Origin of the sequence: Sinorhizobium fredii NGR234, assembly GCF_000018545.1 — a bacterium.
Classification (GTDB): domain Bacteria; phylum Pseudomonadota; class Alphaproteobacteria; order Rhizobiales; family Rhizobiaceae; genus Sinorhizobium; species Sinorhizobium fredii_A.
Window position 1 is genome coordinate 443,927 of the sequence record NC_012586.1, and the last position, 25,450, is coordinate 469,376.

Annotated in this window: 24 protein-coding genes and 1 pseudogene; 17 read left to right on the forward strand and 8 right to left on the reverse strand. The window is 60.8% G+C overall.

Annotated elements, in window-relative coordinates:
* Nucleotides 1–141: 141 nt before the first annotated feature.
* From NGR_RS02170 to NGR_RS02180, 3 genes are read left to right on the forward strand one after another with little or no spacing between them, the layout of a single operon-like run.
* Nucleotides 142–915, forward strand: a complete 774-nt coding sequence (locus NGR_RS02170; RefSeq protein ID WP_012706505.1) for an SDR family NAD(P)-dependent oxidoreductase — start codon at nt 142–144, stop codon at nt 913–915.
* A gap of 22 nt (nt 916–937) precedes the next feature.
* The gene (locus NGR_RS02175) at nt 938–2,512 is read left to right on the forward strand and encodes a Re/Si-specific NAD(P)(+) transhydrogenase subunit alpha (protein ID WP_012706506.1); all 1,575 of its coding nucleotides are present in this window, start codon (nt 938–940) and stop codon (nt 2,510–2,512) included.
* Nucleotides 2,513–2,528: 16 nt separating this feature from the next.
* Nucleotides 2,529–3,974 (forward strand): NAD(P)(+) transhydrogenase (Re/Si-specific) subunit beta, encoded by a 1,446-nt coding sequence (locus NGR_RS02180; protein ID WP_012706507.1) that lies wholly within the window; start codon nt 2,529–2,531, stop codon nt 3,972–3,974.
* Between the two features lie 128 nt (nt 3,975–4,102).
* Here NGR_RS02180 and NGR_RS02185 read toward each other — a convergent pair whose 3' ends face one another.
* Complete coding sequence (locus tag NGR_RS02185; RefSeq protein ID WP_012706508.1) at nt 4,103–5,203, reverse strand: LacI family DNA-binding transcriptional regulator; 1,101 nt, start codon at nt 5,201–5,203, stop codon at nt 4,103–4,105.
* A 121-nt stretch (nt 5,204–5,324) separates the two neighbouring features.
* On the opposite strand from NGR_RS02185, the gene NGR_RS02190 reads away from it, so the two are divergent.
* Both NGR_RS02190 and NGR_RS02195 read left to right on the forward strand, forming a co-directional pair.
* Nucleotides 5,325–6,212 (forward strand): TIM barrel protein, encoded by an 888-nt coding sequence (locus NGR_RS02190; protein WP_164923813.1) that lies wholly within the window; start codon nt 5,325–5,327, stop codon nt 6,210–6,212.
* Nucleotides 6,213–6,294: 82 nt separating this feature from the next.
* Complete coding sequence (locus tag NGR_RS02195; RefSeq protein ID WP_012706510.1) at nt 6,295–7,188, forward strand: sugar ABC transporter substrate-binding protein; 894 nt, start codon at nt 6,295–6,297, stop codon at nt 7,186–7,188.
* 37 nt (nt 7,189–7,225) lie between these two features.
* On the opposite strand, the gene NGR_RS02200 is transcribed toward NGR_RS02195, so the two are convergent.
* On the reverse strand, nt 7,226–8,098 hold the full coding sequence (locus NGR_RS02200; protein WP_012706511.1) for an SMP-30/gluconolactonase/LRE family protein: 873 nt from the start codon (nt 8,096–8,098) through the stop codon (nt 7,226–7,228).
* 10 nt (nt 8,099–8,108) lie between these two features.
* Entirely contained in the window at nt 8,109–9,986 is a 1,878-nt protein-coding gene (gene iolD / locus NGR_RS02205; RefSeq protein WP_012706512.1) for a 3D-(3,5/4)-trihydroxycyclohexane-1,2-dione acylhydrolase (decyclizing), read from the reverse strand.
* A gap of 127 nt (nt 9,987–10,113) precedes the next feature.
* Between iolD and NGR_RS02210 the strand changes: the two genes are divergently transcribed.
* The 6 genes from NGR_RS02210 to NGR_RS02235 all read left to right on the forward strand — a co-directional run bounded on the left by NGR_RS02210 (nt 10,114) and on the right by NGR_RS02235 (nt 16,182).
* Nucleotides 10,114–10,887, forward strand: coding sequence for an SDR family NAD(P)-dependent oxidoreductase (locus tag NGR_RS02210; RefSeq protein ID WP_012706513.1), 774 nt, complete (start codon nt 10,114–10,116; stop codon nt 10,885–10,887).
* Nucleotides 10,888–10,913: 26 nt separating this feature from the next.
* Nucleotides 10,914–12,056: a Gfo/Idh/MocA family protein gene (locus tag NGR_RS02215; protein WP_012706514.1), complete on the forward strand. Its 1,143-nt coding sequence runs from the start codon at nt 10,914–10,916 to the stop codon at nt 12,054–12,056.
* 142 nt (nt 12,057–12,198) lie between these two features.
* Complete coding sequence (iolG, locus tag NGR_RS02220) at nt 12,199–13,185, forward strand: inositol 2-dehydrogenase (RefSeq protein WP_012706515.1); 987 nt, start codon at nt 12,199–12,201, stop codon at nt 13,183–13,185.
* 100 nt (nt 13,186–13,285) lie between these two features.
* Nucleotides 13,286–14,413: a Gfo/Idh/MocA family protein gene (locus NGR_RS02225; protein ID WP_012706516.1), complete on the forward strand. Its 1,128-nt coding sequence runs from the start codon at nt 13,286–13,288 to the stop codon at nt 14,411–14,413.
* Between the two features lie 9 nt (nt 14,414–14,422).
* On the forward strand, nt 14,423–15,406 hold the full coding sequence (locus NGR_RS02230; protein WP_012706517.1) for a phosphoglycerate dehydrogenase: 984 nt from the start codon (nt 14,423–14,425) through the stop codon (nt 15,404–15,406).
* A gap of 2 nt (nt 15,407–15,408) precedes the next feature.
* Nucleotides 15,409–16,182 carry an HpcH/HpaI aldolase family protein gene (locus NGR_RS02235; protein WP_012706518.1) on the forward strand — a complete coding sequence of 258 codons (774 nt, stop codon included), beginning with the start codon at nt 15,409–15,411 and terminating at the stop codon, nt 16,180–16,182.
* Between the two features lie 240 nt (nt 16,183–16,422).
* On the opposite strand, the gene NGR_RS33540 is transcribed toward NGR_RS02235, so the two are convergent.
* Both NGR_RS33540 and NGR_RS02240 read right to left on the reverse strand, forming a co-directional pair.
* Nucleotides 16,423–16,548 carry a hypothetical protein gene (locus tag NGR_RS33540; protein ID WP_282096847.1) on the reverse strand — a complete coding sequence of 42 codons (126 nt, stop codon included), beginning with the start codon at nt 16,546–16,548 and terminating at the stop codon, nt 16,423–16,425.
* A gap of 404 nt (nt 16,549–16,952) precedes the next feature.
* Nucleotides 16,953–17,885 carry a LysR family transcriptional regulator gene (locus NGR_RS02240; RefSeq protein ID WP_012706520.1) on the reverse strand — a complete coding sequence of 311 codons (933 nt, stop codon included), beginning with the start codon at nt 17,883–17,885 and terminating at the stop codon, nt 16,953–16,955.
* A 91-nt stretch (nt 17,886–17,976) separates the two neighbouring features.
* Between NGR_RS02240 and speB the strand changes: the two genes are divergently transcribed.
* From speB to betA, 5 genes are all read left to right on the forward strand, one after another.
* The gene (speB, locus tag NGR_RS02245) at nt 17,977–18,954 is read left to right on the forward strand and encodes an agmatinase (protein WP_012706521.1); all 978 of its coding nucleotides are present in this window, start codon (nt 17,977–17,979) and stop codon (nt 18,952–18,954) included.
* Between the two features lie 89 nt (nt 18,955–19,043).
* Nucleotides 19,044–20,552 (forward strand): aldehyde dehydrogenase family protein, encoded by a 1,509-nt coding sequence (locus tag NGR_RS02250; protein ID WP_012706522.1) that lies wholly within the window; start codon nt 19,044–19,046, stop codon nt 20,550–20,552.
* 108 nt (nt 20,553–20,660) lie between these two features.
* Nucleotides 20,661–20,828 (forward strand): hypothetical protein, encoded by a 168-nt coding sequence (locus NGR_RS32225; RefSeq protein ID WP_012706523.1) that lies wholly within the window; start codon nt 20,661–20,663, stop codon nt 20,826–20,828.
* Between the two features lies 1 nt (nt 20,829).
* Entirely contained in the window at nt 20,830–22,293 is a 1,464-nt protein-coding gene (locus tag NGR_RS02255) for a purine-cytosine permease family protein (RefSeq protein WP_012706524.1), read from the forward strand.
* A 16-nt stretch (nt 22,294–22,309) separates the two neighbouring features.
* Nucleotides 22,310–23,995, forward strand: a complete 1,686-nt coding sequence (gene betA, locus NGR_RS02260) for a choline dehydrogenase (RefSeq protein WP_012706525.1) — start codon at nt 22,310–22,312, stop codon at nt 23,993–23,995.
* A gap of 134 nt (nt 23,996–24,129) precedes the next feature.
* On the opposite strand, the gene NGR_RS02265 is transcribed toward betA, so the two are convergent.
* Nucleotides 24,130–24,381: a hypothetical protein gene (locus NGR_RS02265; RefSeq protein ID WP_164923814.1), complete on the reverse strand. Its 252-nt coding sequence runs from the start codon at nt 24,379–24,381 to the stop codon at nt 24,130–24,132.
* On the opposite strand from NGR_RS02265, the pseudogene NGR_RS02270 reads away from it, so the two are divergent.
* A pseudogene (locus NGR_RS02270) lies at nt 24,380–24,664 on the forward strand (PIN domain-containing protein); the annotation flags it as partial. The gene NGR_RS02265 and the pseudogene NGR_RS02270 sit on opposite strands and share 2 nt — an antisense overlap.
* 179 nt (nt 24,665–24,843) lie before the next feature.
* Here the strand turns inward: NGR_RS02270 and NGR_RS02275 are convergent.
* Together NGR_RS02275 and NGR_RS02280 are read right to left on the reverse strand one after the other, a co-directional pair.
* On the reverse strand, nt 24,844–25,227 hold the full coding sequence (locus NGR_RS02275) for a type II toxin-antitoxin system VapC family toxin (protein ID WP_012706527.1): 384 nt from the start codon (nt 25,225–25,227) through the stop codon (nt 24,844–24,846).
* Complete coding sequence (locus NGR_RS02280) at nt 25,224–25,424, reverse strand: type II toxin-antitoxin system VapB family antitoxin (protein WP_012706528.1); 201 nt, start codon at nt 25,422–25,424, stop codon at nt 25,224–25,226. The genes NGR_RS02275 and NGR_RS02280 overlap by 4 nt, the downstream gene beginning before the upstream one ends.
* Between the last annotated feature and the right edge of the window lie 26 nt (nt 25,425–25,450).

Sequence of the window (25,450 nt, forward strand, 5' to 3'; positions counted from 1 at the left end):
CAGCGGTCGATCCAGGTCGGTGAAGCGGGCGGCTCAGCCGCCGGAGCCATCAAGGACAGCCAGAATGACAACCATACCCGCATCACCTGCGCCTCAGCAGCTTCGCACCGCAGTAGGCACTATGAAAAGGGGTAAGGCGGAATGACCTCGTCCGCTCTGCCGCGCACTCCATCGTTCCGCCTCGACGGCAAGACAGCGCTTGTCGTCGGTGCGTCGTCGGGGATTGGTCAGGCGGCGGCCGTTGCACTGGCCGAGGCCGGCGCGAATGTCACTCTCGCCGCTCGCTCGATCGACAAGCTCGAGCGGACCGTGGAAGCATTGCAGCATATGGAACTCAGTGCGACTGCGCTGGCATTGGATGTTGAGGACGTTGAAGCAACCGAGCTAACCATTGAAAGCGGTGCGGCCTTCGACATTCTGGTCAACAGTGCGGGCCTTGCCTGCCACGGACCAGCGCTCGAGACCACAATTGCCGACTTCGACACCGTAATGGGGATCAACGTGCGCGGCGCTTATTTCGTGACGCGCGCCGTCGCCCGGAAGCTGGTCGCGACCGGCCGCACTGGCTCGCTCATCAATATCTCCTCGCAGATGGCGCATGTCGGCGGCATCGACCGCGCGGTCTACAGTGCCACCAAGCATGCCGTCGAAGGCTTCACGAAGTCTATGGCGATCGAGTGGGGCATGCACGGCATTCGCGTGAATACCATTTGTCCGACTTTCATCCGGACCCCGCTCGCCGAACGGACCTTTGCCAATCCCGAACGCGTCCGCTGGATCGAGGAGAAGATCAAGCTCGGCCGCATCGGCGAGCTGGAGGACATCATGGGTCCCGTGACGTTTCTCGCCTCCGAGGCGGCCGCCATGATCACGGGATCCGCACTCATGGTCGATGGTGGTTGGACCGCCGACTGATCACATCAACAGGGACAAGCCGATGAAAATAGCCACACCGAGCGAGGTGTTTGGGGGCGAGGCGCGCGTCGCCATGACTCCGGACAGCGCCTTGCACCTGCAGAAGTTGGGATACGAATGTCTCATCGAGACTGGAGCCGGGAAACTCGCCGGATATTCGGATGACGCCTATCGCGCGGCTGGCGTAAAGGTTGTGGAGGATCCGAGTGCCCTCTATGCCGCCGGTGACGTGATCGCCAAGGTGCGGCCGCCGGAACCTTCCGAGGTTGCGCACCTGCTGCCCGGCCAGACTTTGATTTCGTTCTTCTACCCCGCACAGAATAATGAATTGCTGGAGCTTGCGCGTTCCAATGGCGCCAACATCATAGCGATGGACATGGTGCCGCGTATTTCGCGCGCCCAGAAGATGGACGCCCTATCTTCCATGGCCAATATCGCCGGCTATCGCGCGGTGATCGAGGCTGGCAGCAATTTCGGCCGGTTCTTTACCGGTCAGGTCACGGCCGCGGGAAAGGTACCGCCGGCCAAGGTGCTGATCATCGGCGCCGGCGTCGCGGGTCTTGCGGCAATCGGCACGGCGACCTCGCTCGGTGCAGTCACCTATGCCTTTGACGTGCGCCCTGAGGTTGCCGAACAGATAGAGTCCATGGGCGCCGAGTTCGTCTATCTGGACTTCCCCGACCAGCAGCAAGATGGCGCGGCCACCGGCGGCTATGCCGCTCCCTCCTCGCCGGAGTTCCGCGAGAAGCAGCTGGCAAAGTTCCGGGAAATGGCGCCGGAGATCGACATCGTCATCACCACGGCGCTGATCCCTGGCAGGGCCGCGCCAAAGCTCTGGCTCGCCGACATGGTAGCGGCGATGAAGCCAGGTTCTGTCGTGGTCGACCTTGCGGCCGAACGCGGCGGCAATTGCGACCTGACGGTTCCCGACCAGAAAGTCGTGTCGGCGAATGGTGTGACCGTCATTGGTTACACGGATTTTCCGAGCCGTATGGCCGCGCAGGCCTCGACGCTCTATGCGACGAACGTCCGCCACATGGTCAGCGACCTGACGCCTGCGAAGGACGGCGTGATTGTCCACAACATGGACGACGACGTCATCCGCGGTGCGACGGTCACCAAGGATGGCGAGATCACCTATCCGCCACCACCGCCGAAGATCCAGGCGATCGCCGCGCAGAAGCCAAGGGAAAAGGTCAAGGAGCTGACGCCAGAGGAAAAGCGAGCCGCCGAGGTTGCCGCCTTCAAGGCGCAGACGAAGACCCAGGGTATCCTGCTGTTCGTCGCGACGGCTCTACTGCTCGTAGTCGGCGCTGTGGCGCCTGCCAGCTTTATGGGCCATTTCGTGGTCTTCGTACTTTCCTGCTTCGTCGGCTTCCAGGTCATCTGGAATGTCAGCCACTCCCTCCACACGCCGCTGATGGCGGTGACGAACGCAGTGTCCGGTATCGTCATCCTCGGCGCGCTCCTTCAGATCGGCTCGGGCAATTGGCTCGTGGTCACGCTCGCAGCCCTTTCGGTGCTTGTCGCCACGATCAACATTGTCGGCGGGTTCCTTGTGACACGTCGCATGCTCGCCATGTTCCAGAAGTCTTGAATTCGGGCCCACAATCATGACCATCGGTATCGTTTCGGCCGCCTATATCTCTGCGGCAGTTCTCTTCATCCTGTCGCTAGGCGGCCTGTCCGGCCAGGAAAGCGCCAAGCGCGCCGTCTGGTACGGCATTGCCGGCATGGCGCTTGCCGTCGTCGCCACCGTCTTCGGCCCCATGATCGACAAGTCCGTCGGCACCTGGTTCATCATTCTCCTGATGATTGCCGGCGGCTCCGTGCTCGGCACTTATGTCGCACGCCGCGTCCAGATGACCGAGATGCCGCAGCTTGTCGCCGCACTCCATTCCTTCGTCGGCCTTGCCGCCGTATTCATCGGCTTCAACGCCCATATCGAGGCGGGTCAGGTCGCCGGCATGGACGAGGCGGCGCGCGCGGCCCTTTCCGGCTTTGCCGGCATCCTCGCCCACAAAACTCCGGTCGAACTGGCCATCATGAAGGTCGAGGTCTTCCTCGGCGTCTTTATCGGCGCCGTTACCTTCACCGGCTCCGTGATCGCCTTCGGCAAGCTCGCCGGCAAGGTCGAAGGCAAGGCGAAGAAGCTGCCGGGCGGTCATTTCCTTAACGCTGGGGCGGTGGGACTGTCGCTGGCCTTGCTCGTGCTCTACTTCTATGGTGCCGACGTCTGGGCGCTCGTCGCCATGACGGCTCTCGCCTTCTTCATCGGCTATCACCTGATAATGGGCATCGGCGGCGCCGACATGCCGGTCGTCGTCTCGATGCTGAACTCCTATTCCGGCTGGGCGGCCGCCGCGATCGGCTTTACCCTTGGGAACGATCTTCTGATCGTCACCGGCGCGCTGGTCGGCTCTTCCGGTGCGATCCTCTCCTACATCATGTGCAAGGCGATGAACCGTTCGTTTGTTTCCGTCATCTTCGGTGGCTTCGGCGCGACGAGTGGCCCGCAGATGCAAATTGCAGGTGAGCAGATCGCGATCGATACCGATGGTGTCGCCGCCGCCCTCAACGATGCCGACAGCATCATCATCGTGCCGGGTTATGGCATGGCGGTGGCCCAGGCGCAGCAATCGGTCTCCGAACTCACGCGCAAACTGCGTGCTTCCGGCAAGACCGTACGCTTCGCCATCCACCCCGTCGCCGGTCGCCTGCCCGGCCACATGAACGTGCTGCTCGCAGAAGCCAAGGTTCCCTACGACATCGTGCTGGAGATGGACGAGATCAACGAGGACTTCCCGAACACGGACGTCGTGATCGTCGTCGGCTCCAACGACATCGTCAATCCGGCCGCCCAGGAAGACCCAAACTCGCCGATCGCTGGCATGCCGGTCCTCGAAGTCTGGAAAGCCAAGCAGGTGTTCGTGTCCAAGCGCGGCCAGGGCACCGGATACTCCGGCATTGAGAATCCACTCTTCTACAAGGACAACGCGCGCATGTTCTACGGGGATGCCAAGAAGAGTATCGATCTCTTGTTACCCACCATCGTTTAACCGCCACAAGCGCAACAAAGGAGTTATCGATCGCTTGAACGAAACGCCAATTGATTGATTATTTTTGCTGAGCTCACAGAGAAATGCCCGGCGTTGAAGGAGCAGTCAAAGCTCAACCTCGGGTTTATTCATTCAGCTTTTCGCGGCTCCCGTGCAGTAGATCCTCTCTCGACTAGCGGTGCTTGAATGAGATGGAGCGAATTTCCAGCGAGGTGCTCTCCATCAACCATGCGCGCGAGTTGGTCCATAGCCCTGCCAATCATCGCATCTCCGTCCTGTCGAACTGTGGTCAGGTCAAAACTTGGCCAAGCCGCAGCCGGGATGTCATCAAACCCCGCGACAAGCACGTCGTCAGGTACTGATAATCCGAGTGCTTTTACTGCCTCCATTGCACCGATTGCCATTAAATCATTAGCGCAGAATATGGCATCAGGTGGTTTTCGAGAGGAAAGTAGCTTTTTGGCTGCTATGAAGGCCTCGTCGTGTCGGAAATCTCCGTAAGCCATAGCCACGTCGCTGATGCCATTTTGCATAAGGCCGCTTAGATACCCGGCAAAACGGTCCTCGCTTGCGAGGTTACCCTTTTTGCCTCCGATGTAGGCAAAGCGCCGCGCCCCACGTTTCAAGAAAAGGGCTGCGATCTGCCGTCCGCCCTCCACATTATCGCTGCAGATCGACGCAACCCATTCGTTGGAGAGCTTGTTATTGAACAAGACCACCGGCGTGTGCATCTTGGCGCAACGCTCTGCTGCCTCCGCCGAAACAATCGACAGGGCTGAGACGATACCATCTACCCGGTAACTTAGTATATCCGGGATTATCTCATCGATGTATTCACCGTGGTTCACCGAGAAAAGCATAACGTTCGAACCAGATTTTTGGACCGCATGGGAGAGTTTTTCTACCACCCCCGCGTAAAATGGGTTGTACAAACCTCCGCTTACAATGGCGATCAAAGACGATTTGTGCGTCAGCATTATCTTCGGGATGATACTTGGCCCGTAGCCCAATTCGTCGGCCGCCTTCATCACTTTTTCCCGCGTCTTCGCAGAAACACTGGCCCCCTCGGTGAATGTGCGGGAAACCGCCGACTGCGAGACCCCTGCGAGCCTCGCTACGTCGATAGACGACGCGTACTTCTTTCGAGAAGGTCCGCTATCCAAGGCTTTTGCGCTTTTTTTCAACTCGCGTCCGATCCGCTGAATTCTTATCGAGTCAGAAAATAGCATAGGACACAGGAATTCCTAGCCATATCGTGGGTAGCTATTCATAAACATTGCATTGCTATGCAAAAGAGGGTAGATGGTTGCAAGGCCAGCGAATGGACCGTTGGAAAATGGAGGATTTCCTATGCATGTAAAACTTGCGAACGCCCCAGTATCCTGGGGCGTCGATTATGCCGACGATGCGAAGAACCCGCCTTGGCCGAAGATCATGGACGAGATCGCGGAGGCTGGCTATAGCTACACCGAGCTCGGTCCCTATGGCTTCTACCCGACCGAGCCCAAAAGGCTGGCGAGCGAATTCCAAAGTCGAGGGCTGACCGTCGAAGCAGGGTTCGTCTTCCAAATTCTTCACGATCCGGCGAAAACGGATACCGTGCTCGACAACGCGGCGCGGACTGTACAACTGCTTTCGGCCGTAGGCGGCCGCTATCTTGTAACAATCGACCACATCTCCGAAGAGAGAATGGCGACGGCAGGCCGTCGCGACCTCGCCAAGAAGCTGAGCGAGAGCCAATTCGAGCACATGATCGGGCTTATCGATCGTATCGCCGACATCGCGCTTGCTGCCGGTGTGAAGCCTGTGGTTCACCAGCACGCGGGCTGCTACATCGAGTTCGAGGACGAGATTGAAGGTGTCCTTCAGCGGCTAGATCCCGAGCGTGTCGGCATCTGCATCGACACCGGCCACATGGCATATGCCGGCATCGATCCTGTCGCCTTCTATGAGCGCCATGCGAAGCGGGTGCAATATTTCCATTTCAAGGACATCGATCCCGAGGTTCACAAGCGCGTTCTCGCCGAGAAGGTTCCGTTCCTCGCCGCAGTCGAACAGAAGATCTTCTGCCCAATGGGGGTTGGCGTGGTCGATTGGGAAAAACTGGCCAAGGCCTTCAAGACGTATGGGTATGACGGTGCGGCCAACATCGAACAGGACATCGATCCCACGATTTCCTTCGACCCACTCGGTGACGCTCGAAAGAGCCTTGCCTATCTTAAGTCGGCGGGTTTCTGACCAGTTTGCGGGCGGCTTGTGCCGCCCGCCTCACAAGCGGCTGTCAGCCGCCGGAGTTCGATTCGGAGGGTAGGGCTTACCTATGAGCAAGAAACTGAAATTCTACGCGGTCACACATGACATCCTCGGGGACGTCTTCTGGGAGGTGTTCCGCCGCGGACTGCTGGACGCCGCTGCGCGGTTCGATGTCGATGTCGAGCATCTGCGCCCCGGCAAATTTTCTCCCGAGATCCAGGCTGGCCTAATTGACGGCGCTCGTCATGCCCGTCCCGACGGGATCATCTCGACGGTGCCTGACGTCGCAGCAGTGGAAGGTGCGCTCAAAGCGGCGATTGCGGACGGGATACCCGTCATCTGCGTCAACGCGAAGGACAGCCGACCGGAAGGTGAACGCATTCCGTACCTGTTCTACATTGGCGGTGACGATTTCAACGCCGGCGAACTTGCTGGCCGGTACCTGCTCGAGCACGTGAAGCCGCGAGCGGCGATGTGTGTCGATCACTACCTCTACCAGCACATCTGCCATAGCGACCGCTGGCATGGCTTCAAGAGCGCCTTCGACAAGGCTGGCGTGCCGGCGGAACGGCTGCGCGTTCCTGGCGGGCAGCCTGAAGAGTGCGCCGAGGCCGTGGCCAAATATATGGAAAGCAATCCGAATGTGGACGCTGTCCTGACACTCGGCCCTCCGGGCGCGCAAGCCGTTCTTGATGCTGAAGCCATCGTTGGCGCCGGGCGGACCTGGAAGCACCTGACTTTTGACGTCGCCCAGCTTCAGCTTGACGGCATTCGCTCCGGCCGCATCATGGCGACGATCGATAGCCAGCAATATCTGCAGGGGTTTCTGGCAGTGCAGCACATGTGGATGCACAAGACCCAAGGCTTCACTCTCGCGGCGGATATCTATACCGGGCCCGCGATCGTGGACCTGTCGAATATCGATGAAGCAGAGCAGGGCGTGAAGGCTGGCACGCGGTAAGGAAAAACCCGGGCGGTTCAGCCGCCCGGGCTTTCGTCTATCCGAAGAGATGAGGCTGAAGTCCCCGAACTCCGGGCTCTACGACAAATAAATCACCGGAATGCGGCTGGGCTTTTCGTCCGCTCTCGTCCAACAGTCGTTTTGTTGTAATGATGACCAGGTGCTGCAGATCGGGCCCCGCGAAGACGCATGACGTTACCTGCGTGGCCGGCAGGATCACCCTCCCGATCCGCTTTCCCTCTGCCGAGAAGTGATGCACCGCCGCACCGCCGAATTCGGCAATCCACAGGCCGCCTTCCGAGTCGATCGCAACGCCGTCGGGAATGCCGGTAAAATCACTGACATCGATGAATACTTCGCGATTGCTGATCGCACCTGTGCCGGCGTCGTATTGGAAGCGCCAGACCTGCTTCGTGACGCTATCGGCGAACACCATGCCCTTACTGTCAGGCAGCCAAGCCATGGTGTTCGGGACGCTGACCTCGCTCAGGACTTCGCTGACAGAACCATCCTTTTCCAACCGGTAGAGGCACCCCGAGGGAAAGCGGCCGAGCGTGGAAATGGAGCCGATCCAGAACCGCCCTTCCGGATCGCATTTGCCTTCATTCAGCCGATGATCAGGTTTGTTTGGTTCCGGGTCGGTCACAAATTCAATGGCTCCCGACTCCGGCTCGATCATATGGATGCCGTTTTGCAGGCCAGCAATCAGCCGGCCGTCTTTCGCAAGCGCTAGCGCTCCGCCCAGTGCCGGAAGCTCCAGCACTCGGTCGTTGCCCGAGCTCCATTCGTAAGCATGGAGTTTCTTGCCGATGATATCCATAAAGAAGAGGGTGTTCCGGTCTGGATCCCAGACCGGGCACTCTCCGAGCTCCGTTTGAGCGGCAAGCAGCAGCTTCGGTTCGAGGCTCATCGGTATCTCCTCAGCCGAGATAACGCTGGTTGCGTTCGCCAGCACGGAACTTGGTGGTCGCGTCCGAAACGGATTTTGTGTTCGTCACCTCGGAAGCGCCAACATCCCACCAGACCCCAGAGCCGATGGACCGGCCGCGCTTTTCCGCCTTGACGACTATTACGGTCGGACCTCGAACGTCGCGTGCCTTCGCCAGCGCGTCCTTGAACTGCTCTTCGTCGGAGGCGGAAAGAACCGCGGCGCCCATGGATCTTGCGTTTGCGGCATAGTCAACTTCAAGGTAGCTGCCGTTCGGGCGCAGGACATCGTTATCGCGGGCGCGAAACTCGTTGCCCAGATTGTCGATACCGGTCGAGTTTTCCTGCAGATCGCGAATACACTGGTAGCCGTAGTTTTCGATGACGACCACGGTAATCTTGGCATTCTCCTGCACGGCCGTGACGATCTCGGTCGGGCCCATCAGATAGGTGCCATCGCCGATAATGACGAAAATCTCCTCGTCGCTGCGATTTGCCAATCGTGCACCGATAGCAGCCGGGATTTCGTGGCCCATCGTGGAGAAGCCGAACTCCAAAAACGCCTTCGAGCCGTTGGAATTGTCCCATGCCTTGTGAATTTCGCCAGGCGGCGTGCCGGCGGCGGCAATCACAACGTCGCCGGCACGCGTCGACTCGTTGACGATGCGCACGATGGTGCCCTGGTTCAGTTCTCCGCCAGGCGGCACGGCGATGTCGTTCCGGTAGGCTTCCTTCCACTCGCGCTGCCGCGATTTGATTTCGTCTCGATAGGTGCTGGCAGTCGAATACCCCGCCTCGCGGAGGCCAGCGGCAATGCGTTCGATGGACAGCCGGGCATCGCCGACGACCGGCACGCCGCGAAGCTTGTGCGCATCGTAGCTGTTCGTGTTGATCGAGACGAAGGTGACGTTGGGGGCGTGGAACGCCGAGCGCGAACCTGTCTGGAAATCCTGGAGGCGGGTGCCGATCGCCACGACGACATCGGCCCGTTCTGCAATTCGGCCGGCCGCGCCGGTTCCGGTGACGCCCATGCCGCCGAGGCACAGTGGCGTGTCAAGGCTCACGCCTTTGCCGGCATGCGTCTCGGCCACAGGAATCCCGAATTGATTGGCGAAGTCGCGGAGAGCGCGCTCGGCCGCGGAATAGCGGACACCACCACCTGCGATGATTAGAGGCGCGTGGGCTTGAGAAAGGGCGGCGATGGCTTCGTTCACGTCGTCCTGCGAGGGGTCGCGGCGGCGGATGACCCAGTTCCGCTCGCGGAAGAATTCGACGGGATAATCGTAGGCTTCGCCTTCGACATCTTGAGGGAATGAGATGGTGACCGCGCCGGTGTCGGCGGGATCCGTCAGGACGCGCATCGCTTCGGGCAGGGCGGTCAGGATCTGCTCGGGGCGCGAGATGCGGTCGAAGAAGCGGCTGATCGGTCGGAAGCAATCGTTGACGGTCAGGTCGCCGTCGACGGGATGTTCAAGTTGCTGCAGTACGTTGCCCGTGCGGCGATGGGCAAAGGTATCCGACGCAAACAGCAGAACCGGAATCCGGTTGACGGTCGCGGTCGCCGCGCCCGTGATCATGTTCGTCGAGCCCGGACCGATGGAGGCGGTGCATGCCAGCGTCGCGCGTCGGTTCTTCATCTTGGCGTAGCCCATTGCGGCGTGGACCATCGCCTGCTCATTCTTCGGCTGGTAGTAGGGCAGTTCCTCGCCATATTCCTCGATCGCCTGACTGATCGAAGCGACATTGCCGTGCCCGAAGATGCCGAAGATGCCGCCGATAAGTCGTTCCCGTTTGCCATCGAATACCGAATATTGCTTCTGGAGATATTTGATGGTGGCCTGGGCCGCCGTCAGTCTGATCGTGCTGGACATGGATTCCTCCCGCTGTGGCTGAGCACTTCCTGCGATTTTGAGATTTTTTCACTTAAACAAATTTGCAAAGCTATGCAAAGATAAAAGTTTGCGGTATATCCCGAATTAATCGCGGGGAACTAGCCGGTTGGAGGCGTGCTTCCATGGAGGAAGGCGAAAGCAAGCTATGCAACGATTTGCAAATAAAGTCGCGCTGGTTACCGGCGCCTCGACGGGCATTGGCCTGGAAACGATCAAGCGGATTCGCGAAGAAGGCGGTACGGTTTTTGCTGCGCACAGACGCGGGAAGATCGATATCGAGGGGGTCGCCTCCATCAGCCTCGACGTAACGGACGAAGGAAATTGGACGCGGGCCATCTCGAAGGTCGTCTCAGCAGCCGGTCGCCTCGACATCTTGATCAACAATGCCGGGGTTCGCGAAAGTGGCTCCGTCGAAGAGACAAGCCTGGAGCAGTGGCGCCGGCTCATCGACACAAACCTTACGAGCATCTTTCTAGGATGCCGGGCGGCCGTTCCGGCAATCCGGCAAGCCGGCGGTGGGGCGATCGTCAATGTGGGGTCCATCACCGGCATCCGGGGCACAGAAAACATGGTCGCCTACAGCGCGTCCAAGAGCGGCATCACTTCTATGACCTCGTCGCTCGCCCTAGATCTCGCGTCCGACAACATACGGGTGAACGCTGTTTGCCCCGCAGCGATCCGGACGCGGATGGTCACGAACTGGTTGAATTCTTCGCAGGACACCGATGCGGCCGAAGCCGCCGTCCTCGCAAAGCACCCGATCGGTCGCATTGGTCGGCCGGACGAGGTCGCAAGCGTTATCGCCTTCCTGGCAAGTGATGATTCTTCGTTCATGACGGGGATGTCCATCCCGGTCGATGGCGGCAGAAGCATTCGCTGAAATCAAAACATTCGAGGAGGATTTCCATGGAAAAAATTCGCTTTGGTATCGTCGGCTCCGGCTATATGGCCAAACTGCACAGCTTAGCGCTGCGAAATATCGGCGCCTACCTCTGGCCGAAGCTGCCCCGCATCGAGATGGTCCGCATGGCGGATATCGTGCCGGAGGCAGCGAAGGAAGGGGCGGAGCGCTGGGGTTGGCAAAGCCATACGAGTGACTGGAAAGAGGTGACCCGGGCAGACGACATCGATGTCGTTATCATCATCACGCCCAACGATAGTCACGCAGACATCGCCATCGACGCGTTCTCTCATGGCAAGCATGTCTTCTGCGAGAAGCCGCTGTCAAACACCGTGGCCGAGGCCGAGCGCATGACGGAAGCCGCCCGCGCATCCGGAAAGGTGAACCTCGTCAATTTCTCCTATCGCACTTGGCCGGGAATTGAACTTGCGCGGCAGCTCATCCGCGAGGGCGAGCTCGGCGAGGTCCTCCATTTTGAGGGGCACTTCTTCCAGGATTACGCAGCCGATCCTGCGCTTCCTTTCTCCTGGCGGTTTGACAAGCCGGTTTCCGGGGGTGGCGCTTTCGGCGATATCGGCTCCCATATCATGGACATCGCATCCGCTTTGATGGGTCCCGTCGAGTCTATCACCGCCAAGACGCGCCGCCTGTACGAAAAGCGCCCGGTCAACGGGCCGGATGCAAAGCAGGTCACTGTCGACGACCTGACCGCTTCGCTGGTGCAGTTCTCGAACGGCGCTCTTGGTTCGGTTCATGCGTCATGGGCAGCCGCTGGCCACAAATCCGATCTCAGCTTCTCGGTGACGGGCACCAAGGGCGCGCTCTCCTTCAGCTGGGAACGCAACAACGAATTGCACTTCTTCAGCGCCGCTGACCCGCAGCGCGTCGGCGGTTTCCGCCGGATCATGCTCGGCGGCATCCATCCTGAGGCGGACCCGTTCTGGTACGCGCAGGGCCAGGGGCTCGGATATGGCGAAGCCTTCGTCGTCACCGCCCGCCGCGCGATTGAGGCGGTCATCGATGCGAACCCCAACGCCGCGCCGAACTTCGCGCAGGCCCTACACATCAATCGCGTCATCGCCGGTGCTTTCCAGGCCGCGGAAGAGGACCGCTGGGTCAAGATCGAGAAAACCTCGGCGTTCGACTGAAGCAGCTTGATAAAAGGACCATAGAGGTTTCACTGGATCAACTGATCCTAAGAGATAATTCCTGGTCGTTGAGTCGGCGATCATTCGAACGCGATGGCGCCGACGCCTTCCCTTAGAGTCCAAGAATTTTTGAGATCACGCCATGGCACAATACGAGGTTGTTATCATCGGGTCCGGCCGAATAGCCGATGTTCATGCGATATCCGTCACTCGAAATCCGAGAATGCACCTCGCAGGTTTCGTGGATCCATTTGATGGAGCCTATTTCGGCGAGAAATGGTCCATTCCAGGATTTCAGACGCTCGCTGCGGCCATTGATACGTGCAAGCCGGACGCGCTTGTGATCGCCTCTCCGACCGAAACCCATGTGTCCTACGTGCTGGAGGCCTGCCGTTTTGGCTTGCCAACTCTTTGCGAAAAGCCCGTCGCCTTCTCGCGAGAGCCAATCCTGGAGGCGATCTCGGCTGTCGCAAGCAGCAACATCCCCGTAATTCTGGGCTTTCATCGGCGATTCGACGCCTACCGGCAAGAAGTTCACGCGCGCGTTCGGGCAGGGGATGTCGGGAAGGTCGAGCATATCCTGCAATTCAGTCGAGATCCCCGTCTTGCCGCTCGCTCGGCGGTCCTTCACCAGGGCAACATTGTTGCTGATATGGTGGTCCACGACCTCGACGAATTGAACTGGTTTATGGGCAGTCTTCCCGAGCGCGCTTACGCTCAACTGGACCGTAATGCCGACCCGACCCTCGCGGAGATCGGCGACTTCGATACCGCCAACATCATACTCTCGTGGGAGGGCGGGGCGGTAGCCCACGTGTCGGCAACGCGGCGCGCGGCACACGCGTTCGAACAGCGTCTAGAGGTCTTTGGCGGGGAGGGCCGGATTATCTGCGAAGATCCGCGTATCAGCCCTGTGATTTTTGACAGCGCAAAAGATACGCGTATTTCGCGCCGGTTCGAGCACTTCTGGGATCGCTATCGGCCAGCATACCAAGCCGAGATCGACCATCTCGCCGACATTCTCGCGAGAGGGGAGGCACCCCTCTGCACATTAGAGGATGGGCTGCGGGCGTACGATCTCGTCCAGATCGTTCTCTCCTCGGTTCAGGCCGTGACAGAGAGCAAATAACAGCGCTGTTTCATTCTCGCGCTGCAGGCTTTGGAGTTTGCAGCGTTGACATAGAAGCGACAGCAAAATACAAATGCATAGCTATGCAATGGAGGAGCTTATGACGGGACGAAACACAGTCGGGGTTGGCATGATCGGTCATGCCTTCATGGGGAAGACCCATTCCATTGGTTATCGGGATGTCGCCGTGATCGCGCCGCTTGACGTGCCCCGGCCGCGCTTGAAAGCGATCTATGGACGGGACACCGCTCGGCTTGAGGAGGCGCGGGAACGTTACGGATGGGAACGGGCTGTCTCCGACTGGAAGGAAATCATCGACGACCCAGATATCCAGCTGGTCGATAACGTCGGTCCGAACTCCATCCACGTCGAACCCATCATAGCGGCAGCACTTGCGGGAAAGCACGTCTATTGCGAAAAGCCGCTGGCGCCCGATGCGACTCAGTCCTTCGAAATGTGGAAGGTCGCACGCGAGGCCGGTGTGAAGCACATGTGTGCTTTCAACTATCGCTTCTTCCCCGCCCTGCAACTGGCCCGCCAGATGATCCAGGAAGGGGAACTCGGCGATATCTATCATTTCCGCTCGAACTTCCTCGTCTCCTCCTCTCTTTCCGAAAACCGGGTGAAGAGCTGGCGCGATGACAAGACGCTCGCCGGTTCAGGTGTGTTGGGCGATCTTGGTTCGCACCATATCGATATCTCGCGCTTCCTTCTGTCTTCCGACCCTGTTCGGGCGACAGCAGTAACCGGGATCGCGGTCGGCAAGGCAGGTGACCAACAGCGCATCGAGACCGACGATCTTTTCGCCGCCCTCCTGACCTACGAGAACGGCGCACTCGGCGTGCTCGAAGCGTCGCGTGTCGCCGGTGGCAACATGGTGACAAGCCGGATCGAGGTCGATGGGTCGCGCGGCTCGATCCGTTTTTCGATGCAGAATCTTAATGAGCTGGAATACGCCGGCACGGACAAGATCTGGCGGCGGATCAATGTGCTGCGAGACGGAGATCCCTATCAGAAGAACTGGCTGCCACCTGGGCATCCATTGGGGTGGGTCGACACCTTCAGCCACGAAGCCATGCATATGCTTGCCGCAATCGGCGGACTAGGGGAGATCGCGCCGATCGGCGCCACATTCCGCGACGGATATTATTGCGCGGAAGTCGTCGACGCCATCGTTCGTTCCGCCGCGGAAGGTGCGACCGCCAACGTCACCTATCGCAATCTGTGAGGACCGGACATGGCAAGGGTATTTATAAGCTGGCCGGGATATAGCCCCCGCGACGAGGACACTGGCGCCCGACTGATCGCAGCCGGCCACGAACTGGTGTTGAGGCCCAAGAGGGGCAACCGTACCGCGGATGAACTGGCGACGCTGCTCGAGGATTGCGACGCGGCAATCGTTTCCACTGATCCTTTCACCCGCGAGGTTTTGGCGGGTGACAGAAACCTCAAGGTGATCGCGCGTGTCGGGGTCGGTACAGACTCCATCGACCATGATGCAGCGAAGGAATTCGGCGTCGGGATTTCGGTTACGCCCGGCATGAATGCCGAAACGGTCGCAGATCAGACGCTCGCAATGATCCTTGGCCTGATGCGCAGGGTCGTCACCCAAGACCAAGCCGTCAAGGCGGGTCGATGGGACAGGGTAGGAGAGGCGACGCCGACCGAGCTTTACCGCAAGACCGTCGGCCTGATCGGTGCCGGCATCATCGGCAAGGCCGTCATTCGGCGTCTTCTCGGTTTCGGGGTGCGCGTGCTCTACTTCGATGCGATGGTAGAGAAAGTCCACGGGGCGGAACGCTGTGGCTCTCTAGATCAACTGCTGGGCAGCTCCGATATCGTCTCGTTGCACGCTCCGCTGCTTGCCGATACACGCGAGCTGATGAACGCCGCGCGTATCGCTCTCATGCCGAAGGGGTCCTACCTGATCAATACGTCGCGCGGTGGCCTTGTCCAACAGCCCGCAGTGTTTGCCGCCCTTCGCTCCGGCCACCTCGCCGGTGCGGCTCTCGACGTCTTCGAAGTCGAGCCGCCCGGTGCGGAGGCATTGGCGGACGTACCCAACCTCATTGCGTCGGCCCATATCGGCGGTATCAGCACGGAGTCGATTGCGAGGATGACGCGATCCGCAACGACATCCGTGCTCAGTGTCCTGAATGGAGAAATTCCCGACACGGTGATCAATCCCGATGCGCTGCGCGAACGTCTCGCCGGAGCTTGACCATGGAACGAACCCTGACCTTCAAAGAGCGCACGCGCGCTCGCGAACTCACCGTCGGAACGTGGATCAAGACCCCGTCGAGAATCGTCACCGAGGTCCTCTCCGGATCGGCTATGGATGTCCTTTGCCTGGATGCCGAGCACGCACCATTCGACCGAATGGACTTGGACGGAGCAATATTGTCGGCGCGGGCACAGGACATGCCGGTCTTGGTTCGGGTTCAGGCCCCATTTCCAACGGAGATATTAAATGCACTGGACCTCGGTGCCACCGGCGTCGTGATCCCCCATGTTTATGATGCCGCGAAGACGCGGGAGCTCGTGTCTTCCTGCCTCTACGCGCCCGGAGGCCGCGGTTACGCCGGGTCAAGCCGCGCGGCCGGGTACACTCGCGTCAAAATGGCCGATCACATAATGGCCTCGAATAAGATGACAACAATCATAGCGCAGCTGGAAGATGCAGAGGTCCTTTCGACGCTTGACGAACTTATGGCAATCGAGGAAATCGACTGCTTCTTCATCGGCCGCGCCGACCTGGCCGTAGGCCTCGGCGCCTCCTCGGCTGTTGCTCCAGAGGTAATTGATGCCTCGACAATGATCTGTGAGACCGCAGCAAAGCGTGGGAAGGCGGTCGGCATGTTTGTACCGGACCTAGCTGAGATCCCACGGTGGAATCAACTAGGAGTTAGCCTTTACTTGTTAGAATCCGATCAAGCTTTCCTCATTAACGGCGCGTCCCGTCTCAAGCACGCGGTATATCAGGCGAGTGGCCTCTAAACGGCCAATTGTTGGTTTCGGCGTAGATGGTGTCGCGACGTTTGCTATGGACGGCTCTTCAGATGGTCTACTTCACTTCCTCTTGTCATAGCGCTTCTGGAGTAATCTCACATATCTCCGCCGTATAGACCACCGCGGCGCCCGCTGCTATTCGCGTCCGCTCACCAAGATCGTGTTGAGAACCACGGATCATCTTGTTGATCGACGCCTTTGGCAAGCAGAAGTGCGTTCAGATAAAACTCAATCGAATGCAGAGCCAAAAGACGCCACGGAATGTGGTTGAGTTTCACCAAGCTTGACGGCCGTTTCTTTGTACTGCGCCGCTAAATCTAGAATACCTTGCTGCTTCGCCAGGATACGGCCCATCGAGATTGCCATCCAAGGCCGAATGAGACCCATTGGACGGGTGAATTCGAGGATCGAACCTGACGCAACTGCTAATTTTAAGGTCGGCGGTAGCGGATCGTGAACCGGACAAAAATTCGGGTGAGGAGGCCCTGTAAGGTCATACATGGGACAGGCTGTGCAGCCGATACTTCCATGACTGCTAGTGGCCGGCCGGAGGATCGAAGAGCAAACGGCGAAGTTGGGTATCGTCGCCGGTCAGGTAGAGGAAGTTCGACGCTGCACGGGGTCACGAGCATTGTGCAGTGTTTGTTTCCGTTTTGTGCGATAGGATCGCATAATGTATCATGCGGAACACCACTCGCGGCCGTTTGGCCGGCGTACAAGAGGTATGCACCTTGGAAGGGCCTTCCGAGCAACGTGGCTCAATGCGGCTTTCGCGCGCTTTTGGTAATGGCCAGCGCAAGTGTTTCGGCGGCCCGAGAGGGCTTGTTGCGCGGATAGGCGATGTGGAACATATCCTCGAAGGCCATTCGCTCCGGCGCGAGCATCCGCAGGCGGCCGGTGCGGACCCATTCGTCGGCGTAGTGATCGGGCAGGAAGCCGATATAGGCGCCAGAAAGGAGCAGTAGTAGCGTACCCTCCATGTGCGGCGTGGCGGCGGCCCAGCTGAAGTTCACGCCGCAGATCGTCTCGTTCAGCATGTAGGTGCGGCCGGCGAAGGATTGCTCTTCGAAAAGTTTGTCAGTGAGTTCCGCATCTGGCCGGGAGTAGAGCGGGTGCCCCTGCGCGCAGTAGAGTTTCTGTACTTCGGAGAAGACCGGGTGGCTGCGGAAATGCGGCGCGACACTGCCGACCGAGGGCATCAGCACAATCTGGTAGGAGCCGTTCAGCAGGCCCTGATGCAGCACCTGTGGCGCCGCGACATCGATTTCCAGATGCACGCGCGGTGCCGTGGCCCGAAAGGCGGCAAGCGCGCCCTGCAGGTCGAGGTCGCGATTGGTGATCATGGCGTCGACGGTGCCGAAGCTGAGATTGCCGGTCAGTTCGCCCTGCGCCTCGCCAATGCGACTCTGGAATTTTTCCAAGGACCCGAACAGTTCGAGCGCTGCGTCATAGACGAGCCGGCCCTCGTCGGTAAGCTGGAAGCCGCTGCGCCCGCGGCTGCACAGGCGCAGGCCCAGCCGCTCCTCCAGATGGCGCATATGAGTGGAGATCGTCGCCTGCGTCATGCCGAGCGCCGATTGGGCAGCGGAAAAGCCGCCCTGCTGTACCACAGAGGCGAAGACGCGCAACAGCCGAAGCTCTGCATCGCCGAGAGAGAGCTTTAGGACGCGGTGGCGGACCTTGTTGATCATGCATTGATTAATGCACAAGTAAACATGCAATCATAGAGGCTTTTAAACGTATCAGCCCCTGGCACACTCCTCCGATCTTGGAGGAGGGGACATGGCCAGCAATTCATATGAAACCGGACGTTTGAACCTGCCATTCGTCGGCATCTGCACCTTCGGAAAAAATCCCTACCAGCCGGATTGGGACGCGATCGACGCCGACGTCGCGATCCTCGGCGCTCCCTTCGACTGTGGCACGCAATGGCGGGCCGGCACCCGCTTCGGGCCGCGCGCGATCCGCGAGGCCTCGACCCTGTTCTCCTTCGGCCACCGCGGCGCCTACGATCACGAGGACGATATCACGTATCTGCCGAGCGGCGAGGTCTCGATCGTCGATATCGGCGATGCCGACATCGTCCACACCGACACGATGAAGAGCCACGCGAATATCGAATTCGGCGTGCGCAAGATCCTCGCTGCCGGCGCGCTGCCGGTGGTGCTCGGCGGCGACCACTCCGTCAACATCCCCTGCGTCAATGCCTTCGACGAGGACTGCGCCAGGAAAGGCCCGATCCATATCGTGCAGATCGACGCCCATCTCGATTTCGTCGACGAGCGGCACGGCGTGCGCTACGGCCACGGCAACCCGATGCGACGCGCGGCGGAAAAGCCCTATGTCAGCGGCCTGTCGCAGCTCGGCATCCGCAACGTCTCCTCGACGGCGAAGGAAGGCTATGAGGACGCGCGCAAAATGGGCTCTGACATCCTTTCGGTGCGCCAGATCCGGGTGTTGGGCACCGACGCCGTGGTGGAGCGGGTGCCGGCCGGCGCGCGCTACTACGTCACCATCGACATCGACGGCTTCGACCCGTCGATCGCGCCGGGCACCGGCACGCCGTCGCACGGCGGCTTCATCTATTACGAGGTGCTGGAGATCCTGGCGGCGCTGGCCAAGCGCGGCACGGTGGTCGGCATCGATTTGGTCGAAGTAGCCCCGGATTACGACCATACCGGCGGCACCTCCATCCTGGCGGCGCAGGTGCTGATGAACCTGATCGGCCGCGTCATGCATGCCAAGGCAAAACAACGCTGATCGATGAGCCCCGGCGGGTGGGTGCGACACGGCCCGCACAATAGGAAACCGGCAGGCGTGCAGCGGCCGGCTGATGAGGAGGAAAGGGCATGGACGAAAGCGTCCGCAATTATCTGGATCAGTATGGCGTCAGTGACGCGACGCGGCGGTTTCTGGCCAAGCCGCAGAAGATGTTCATCGATGGCGCCTGGAGCGATAGCAGCAATGGCGCGACCTTCGATATCTTCGAGCCCTCCACCGGCGGCCTGATCACCCGCGCTCCTTCGGGTACGCCTGAGGACCTCGACCGGGCCGTCCGGGCCGCCCGCCGCCAGTTCGACGGCGGAGCCTGGCGCCGCCTCAAGCCGCTCGAGCGCGAACGCCTGTTGCATAGCCTTGCCGACCTGATCGAAGCGCATTCCGACGAGTTGGCGGAGATCGAAGCGATCGACATGGGCAAGTCGGTGACCTTCGCCCGGGAAATCGATATCCGAGGCACGGTCGATACATTCCGCTATTTCGCCGGCTGGGCCTCCAAGCTGCACGGACGCACCGTCGAGCCGTCTCTTCCCGGCAATTACCTTGCCTATACCCGCAAGGAGCCGCTCGGCGTCGTCGCAGCCATCGTGCCGTGGAATTTTCCGCTTCAGACCCTGGCCTGGAAGCTTGCGGCTGCGCTGGCGGTCGGCTGCACCGCCATCGTCAAGCCGGCGGAGCTTACCTCGCTCTCTACGCTGCGCTTTGCGGAACTGGTGCAGGAGGCCGGCATCCCCGATGGGGTGGTCAATATCGTGACGGGCAAGGGCAGCATCATCGGTGCAGCCATGTCGACCCATCCGGGCATCAACAAGGTCACCTTCACCGGCTCGACGCCGGTCGGGCAGGAGGTCGGCCGCACGGCCGTCGGCAATCTCAAGCATGTGACGCTGGAACTTGGCGGCAAATCGCCCGTGCTGGTGCTCGACGATGCCGATTTGCAGAGTGCCGCCGTGGCCGTCGCAAACGGCGTGTTCTTCAATTCCGGGCAGGTCTGCGACGCCGGTACGCGCGTCTATGTCCAGGGGTCGGTGCACGATGCATTTCTCGACGAGCTGGTCTCCGTCACAAGCGCGCTGAAAATCGCGCCCGGCCTCGACCGCGATTGTTACATCGGCCCGCTGGTCTCGGCGCAGCAGAAGAAGGTCGTTTCCGGCTACATCGAGGCTGGCCGTCGCGAGGGCGCCGAGCTGATCCATGGCGGCGCCAGCCTCCACCGGCAGGGCCATTTCATCGAGCCCGCCATCTTTTCTCATTGCAAGCCGCAAATGAGCATCGTGCGCGAGGAAATCTTCGGCCCCGTGCTGGTGACCAGCCCCTTCGACGACCTGGACGATGCGGTGTCGCTGGCCAACGATACGCCCTTCGGGCTCGCAGCGGCGATCTATTCGAACGACCTGTCGCGGGTGCACACGCTCATCCCGCGCTTGCACGCCGGTTCGATCTACGTCAACGCCCATAGCACGATCGATCCCGCGATGCCGTTCGGCGGCTTCAAGGCCTCGGGCTTCGGCAAGGACCTTGGGCCCGAGCAGCTCGACTACCTGATGGAGACGAAGGCGGTGTGGATCACGCTGCCGTGAAAATTCGCCGGCCGTCGCCCATGGGCGGCCGGATTCGCAAGATCCGCGGCTGATGGGGTCGCATGATCGCGGAAAGACGCCGAAGGCGCGACGCGAAAGGGGAACGACATGGAAAACGATACCGCCTGGCAGAACGAACTGGCGCGTCGCGCCCGTATCTACGAGGACATCGAGGCGGGCCACCGCTTCGAAGGGACGATGACCGTCCTCGACTATGCCGGCATGGGCGCGCTGACGCTCGTGCTGGTCGTGGCCTTCTGGATCTGGGGGGCGTGAGATGACCGATCACGTCACGCACGGCGGGTTTGCCGCCATCGAAACCGAACGGCAGGAAGCCAGCCGCAACCGCGCCGCCGCAGAACGCGGCGATGCGCCGCTGCTGCCCTACGAACGGCTCTGGGGTTTCTGGGAGTTCACCTACGCCAATTCGGCCCTCGCCATTGCCACCTGGGCGTTCCTGATCGGCGGTTCCGTCGGCCTCTTCGTCGGGCCGAAGGAGGGCATCGCCGCCATCGTCATCGGCAATATCGTCGGCGTGATGCTGACGGCGCTGGCCACCACGCCGCTTTCCGGCCGCTACGGCATCGAGCAGTTCGTCGCGCTGCGCAGCCAGTTCGGCTACAACGGCAGCCGCGTCGTCTATGTCCTGGCCGTCGTAGTGCTCACCATGGGCTGGCTTGCCGTGCTTGCCATGATGTTCGGCCGCTCGATCGACGGGCTGGCGGCGCTCAGCGCCGGGGAAGCCGCCAACCCGACCGGCATCAAGATGATCGTCGCCGCCGTTGGGGCCATCCTCGTCACCTGGTTCGTCGTCGCTAGGGGGCCGACCTCGATCAAGTTCTTCAACATGGTCGTCTCGCCCGCGCTGGTGATCCTGATGATCGTCATGCTCTACCTCATTCTTCAGCACCGCTCCTTCGCGGAGCTTCTGGCGATGCCGGCGCTTGCCCCACCCTTCGAGGACAACACGCTCAACTTCATCATCGCCGTCGAGGTGAACCTTGCAGCCGGCTTCTCCTGGTGGCCCTATATCGGCAATCTCGCCCGCCTGACAAAGAACGAGCGCACCGCCTTCTGGCCAAACATCCTCGGCATCTTCGGCGCGGCCGCCCTTGGCGAAATCGTCGGCCTGCTCGCCGCCGTCGCGCTCGGCGACAGCGACCCGACCATCTGGATGACCAAGATCGCCGGCCCGGTGATCGGCATCATCGCTCTGCTTTTCGTCGCCTTCGCCAACATGACCTCGATGGCGAACATTCTCTACACCTCGATCGTCGGCCTTAGACAGGTGGGGACGGCCTCCGTGCGCGCGATTTCCTGGGGCACCATACTCTTCCTATTCTGCGTCATCCCGCTCGGGCTCGTGGTCTTCTATCCGCAGATGTACGACGGTTTTTTCATCTTCCTCGTCTGGACCTCGGCGCTCAATTCCGCGCTCGCCGGCATTGGTATTGCCGACTACTTCTTCCTGCGCGGCCAGAAGCTGGACATGCGCAGCCTGCATGGCCCGCAGGAAAACGGCCCTTATCGTTTCTGGGGCGGCTTCAATCCCATCAGCCTCCTCGCTCTCGCCGCCGGCTTCCTCGTCTATGTCCTCGTCTTCAATCCGCAGACGCTCGCGAGCCTGCCGGCCTTCAAGTACTTCACCGCCTCCGTGCCTTCCTGCCTTGCGGCCGGCACGGTTCACTATGTCCTGACCCGGCTCTTCGCCCGCAGGCGCGGCTGGGGCCTCTATCCGTAACTCCGGAAGCACCGTCATGACCGAGACATACGACTACATCATCATCGGCGCCGGATCGGCCGGCTGCGTGCTCGCCAATCGCCTGTCCGAAGACCCGGCCGCGAAAGTGCTCGTGTTGGAATACGGTGGCAGCGACATGTCGATCTTCATCCAGATGCCGACGGCGCTGTCCATTCCGATGAACGGCACGAAGTACAACTGGAAATACATGACCCTGCCGGAGCCCGGCCTCGGTGGGCGTCGGGTGCATTGCCCGCGCGGGAAGGTCATCGGCGGCTCCTCCTCGATCAACGGCCTCGTCTACATGCGCGGCCATGCCCGCGATTTCGACGAGTGGGAGGAACTGGGCGCGCGCGGCTGGCGCTATGCCAATTGCCTGCCCTATTTCCAGCGCGCCGAAAGCTGGCAGGACGGGGGCGACGCCTATCGCGGCGCCTCCGGGCCGCTCGCCACCAATGCCGGCAACAAGATGAAGAATCCGCTTTACCGCGCCTTCGTTGATGCCGGCCGTGAGGCGGGCTACATCACCACCGAAGATCCGAACGGTCATATGCAAGAGGGGTTCGGCGCGATGCACATGACCGTCAAGGACGGCGTGCGCTGGTCGACGGCCAATGCCTACCTGAAGCCCGCGATGAGCCGGCCGAACCTCACGGTGATCACCCATGCCATGACGCGGCGCGTGGTCTTGGAAGGAAAACGCGCCGTCGGCGTCGAATATGAACTCGAGGGCGAGCGCGTCGTGGCGAAGGCCAGCCGCGAGGTGTTGATCTCCTCCGGCCCGATCGGCTCGCCGCATCTCCTGCAACGCTCCGGCATTGGCCCGGCGGCGGTGCTGCGGCAGGCCGGCGTCGAGGTGTTGCACGATCTGCCGGGTGTCGGCGAGAACCTGCAGGACCATTCCGAGGTCTATATCCAGTATGTCTGCAAGGAGCCGATCACGCTGAACGGCAAGATGGGTCTCCTGAGCCGCGCCCTGATCGGCGCGGAATGGCTGCTGTTCCAGAAGGGTCTGTCGGTCTCAAACCATTTCGAGAGCGGCGGTTTCATCCGTTCCGACGCTTCGCTGCAATGGCCGGACATCCAGTTCCACTTCCTGCCCGCCGCCATGCGCTACGACGGCAAGAAACCGCTCGACGGCCATGGCTTCATGGTCCTGACCGGGCCGAACAAGCCGAAGAGCCGCGGCTATGTGCGCCTGCGCTCGGCCGAAGCGCATGAGCAGCCGGACATCCTCTTCAACTATCTCGACCGCGAGGAGGATCGCGAAGGATTCCGCCGCTGCCTGCGGCTGACGCGCGAAATCATCGCCCAGCCGGCCTTCGACCGCTTCCGCGGCGAGGAGATCGCACCGGGCGCGAATGTGCGCAGCAATGATGAGATCGACGCCTGGGTGTGCGAGACCATGGAAAGCACCTATCATCCCTGCGGCTCCTGCCGCATGGGCGAGGATGCCATGGCGGTGGTCGACAGCGATCTCGGGGTGCGCGGCATCGCGGGGCTGCGGGTCATCGACAGTTCCGTCTTTCCCTCGGAGCCGAACGCCAATCTCAACGCGCCGACCATCATGCTCGCCGAACGTGCCTCGGACATCGTGCGCGGCAAGCCGCTGCTTGCCGCCTCCAATGCCGAAGCGGGCGTCGCACCCGGGGTCGGCGTGACGCAGCGCAGCGGCACGCCGATGCGCACCGTGCGGCACTGACGCCTTCAAGGGGCGCAAGATGCCGCGGGGTATCGGCTACGTCATCGCACGCCGGGATCACGACGTTCCGGAGGAGACGCATACCTGGGCCATCGCTGTCGAGGCCGCCCTGAGCTGTCTCGTCTCCCGCTGCATCAGGTTCGCGCGATCGCTTCGGCGAGGCGAAGAACATAAGGCTTCATCCGGTCCGCCGGGACGCCCGCATAGCCGAGGATGATTGCGTCCGGCCGCGGTGTGGCGATCGTGTAGTCGGAGAGTGGATAGCATTGCAGCCCGGCATCGAGCACGGCGCGATGCACCGCCCGGTCGCCCCGGTCATCTTCCAGCCAGGCGTTGAGGCCGCTGTCGGAGCAGTCGATGCGAGCGAGGCCGGCAAGTGTCGCCATCCGAGGCATCGCCCTGACACAGAGGTCGGATCCGAAGAGTGCCGCGCACTTCACCGAATGGCTGCGCAAGCTGCGCCACGACCATGGCGACCGCATTTTGCCGACAACCGACCAAATCGCGGTCGAATGGGGCCGCATCGGGGCGATCCGCCTCCGCGGCGATATCGATGGGTTGATCGCTGCGACCGCTGTCGTCCACGATCTCATCCTTGTCACACGCAACGTCAAGGATTTCGAAGGCACGCACGCCTCCGTGATCAAACCTTGGGAGACGTCGGCGTGAGCCGTTCGGTGTAGAACATCCGTTGTAGAACATCCGCTGTATGCCGGCATTCACAGCGTCCATTCGACGGAAGTACCGGGTCGCTGCTTTGGACCTCTGAAGTTGCACGTATCTATCGGACTCTGCTCTCAGGCGGCTCACGACCAGCATGAGCAACGGCTATCGCTTTGAATCGGCATTTAGTTGCGCGCATTGGCAGGGGTGTGCAGCGGAGCCCCCACCCTTTCGGCCGCTGCCCGCAGACGCTTGTCTCTTGTCCACAAGGCGGCTCGCTGATCGAGAAGAACCGAGGCCATCAAGTGGGCATCTGTGTAGCCAATGCCCATACTGAAAATGGCGTGGCGATCAATCATCATCATGACTTCGTCGTGTGTTGCGACGAATGCTTCGCGCTGAGCCGCCAGGAAAGCTATCACATTACTGCGATCCCGGAGGCTGCCAAGCGCGAGTTCGCCAATCACGGCCGGGTGGCAGAAAAGACGATCGTCCTCAATAATCCTACGCAGCTCTGAATCGGCATGCCGGAAGTGATCAATCCAGATGGAAGTGTCAGCAAGTATCACTTGGCAGCTGCGCTCCGGCGGCGTGGGGCAGCCTCCGCATCCGGCATAGTTCCCCCGAGCGCGATGAGGCGTTTTCCCGACTCCACACGAACAAGCGTCTCCAACGCTTGGCGCACCAGAGCGGCGGTTTCTTTCGTGCCGGTTAGGGACCTAGCCCTTTCCAGGAGAGTGTCATCGAGGTTGATTGTCGATCGCATCGTTTGGTTCCTGATTCTGGTGTTGT

Coding starts and splice junctions, on each gene's coding strand:
- NGR_RS02190 (WP_164923813.1), top strand. CDS start 5,325: ATGCATGTAAAACTTGCGAACGCCCCAGTATCCTGGGGCGTCGATTAT.
- NGR_RS02170 (WP_012706505.1), top strand. CDS start 142: ATGACCTCGTCCGCTCTGCCGCGCACTCCATCGTTCCGCCTCGACGGC.
- NGR_RS02265 (WP_164923814.1), bottom strand. CDS start 24,381: ATGGCGACACTTGCCGGCCTCGCTCGCATCGACTGCTCCGACAGCGGC.
- NGR_RS02225 (WP_012706516.1), top strand. CDS start 13,286: ATGACGGGACGAAACACAGTCGGGGTTGGCATGATCGGTCATGCCTTC.
- NGR_RS02235 (WP_012706518.1), top strand. CDS start 15,409: ATGGAACGAACCCTGACCTTCAAAGAGCGCACGCGCGCTCGCGAACTC.
- NGR_RS32225 (WP_012706523.1), top strand. CDS start 20,661: ATGGAAAACGATACCGCCTGGCAGAACGAACTGGCGCGTCGCGCCCGT.
- NGR_RS02185 (WP_012706508.1), bottom strand. CDS start 5,203: ATGCTATTTTCTGACTCGATAAGAATTCAGCGGATCGGACGCGAGTTG.
- NGR_RS02280 (WP_012706528.1), bottom strand. CDS start 25,424: ATGCGATCGACAATCAACCTCGATGACACTCTCCTGGAAAGGGCTAGG.
- NGR_RS02230 (WP_012706517.1), top strand. CDS start 14,423: ATGGCAAGGGTATTTATAAGCTGGCCGGGATATAGCCCCCGCGACGAG.
- NGR_RS02255 (WP_012706524.1), top strand. CDS start 20,830: ATGACCGATCACGTCACGCACGGCGGGTTTGCCGCCATCGAAACCGAA.
- NGR_RS33540 (WP_282096847.1), bottom strand. CDS start 16,548: ATGGGCCGTATCCTGGCGAAGCAGCAAGGTATTCTAGATTTAGCGGCG.
- NGR_RS02215 (WP_012706514.1), top strand. CDS start 10,914: ATGGAAAAAATTCGCTTTGGTATCGTCGGCTCCGGCTATATGGCCAAA.
- iolD (WP_012706512.1), bottom strand. CDS start 9,986: ATGTCCAGCACGATCAGACTGACGGCGGCCCAGGCCACCATCAAATAT.
- NGR_RS02175 (WP_012706506.1), top strand. CDS start 938: ATGAAAATAGCCACACCGAGCGAGGTGTTTGGGGGCGAGGCGCGCGTC.
- NGR_RS02180 (WP_012706507.1), top strand. CDS start 2,529: ATGACCATCGGTATCGTTTCGGCCGCCTATATCTCTGCGGCAGTTCTC.
- NGR_RS02240 (WP_012706520.1), bottom strand. CDS start 17,885: ATGATCAACAAGGTCCGCCACCGCGTCCTAAAGCTCTCTCTCGGCGAT.
- speB (WP_012706521.1), top strand. CDS start 17,977: ATGGCCAGCAATTCATATGAAACCGGACGTTTGAACCTGCCATTCGTC.
- NGR_RS02250 (WP_012706522.1), top strand. CDS start 19,044: ATGGACGAAAGCGTCCGCAATTATCTGGATCAGTATGGCGTCAGTGAC.
- NGR_RS02195 (WP_012706510.1), top strand. CDS start 6,295: ATGAGCAAGAAACTGAAATTCTACGCGGTCACACATGACATCCTCGGG.
- betA (WP_012706525.1), top strand. CDS start 22,310: ATGACCGAGACATACGACTACATCATCATCGGCGCCGGATCGGCCGGC.
- NGR_RS02200 (WP_012706511.1), bottom strand. CDS start 8,098: ATGAGCCTCGAACCGAAGCTGCTGCTTGCCGCTCAAACGGAGCTCGGA.
- iolG (WP_012706515.1), top strand. CDS start 12,199: ATGGCACAATACGAGGTTGTTATCATCGGGTCCGGCCGAATAGCCGAT.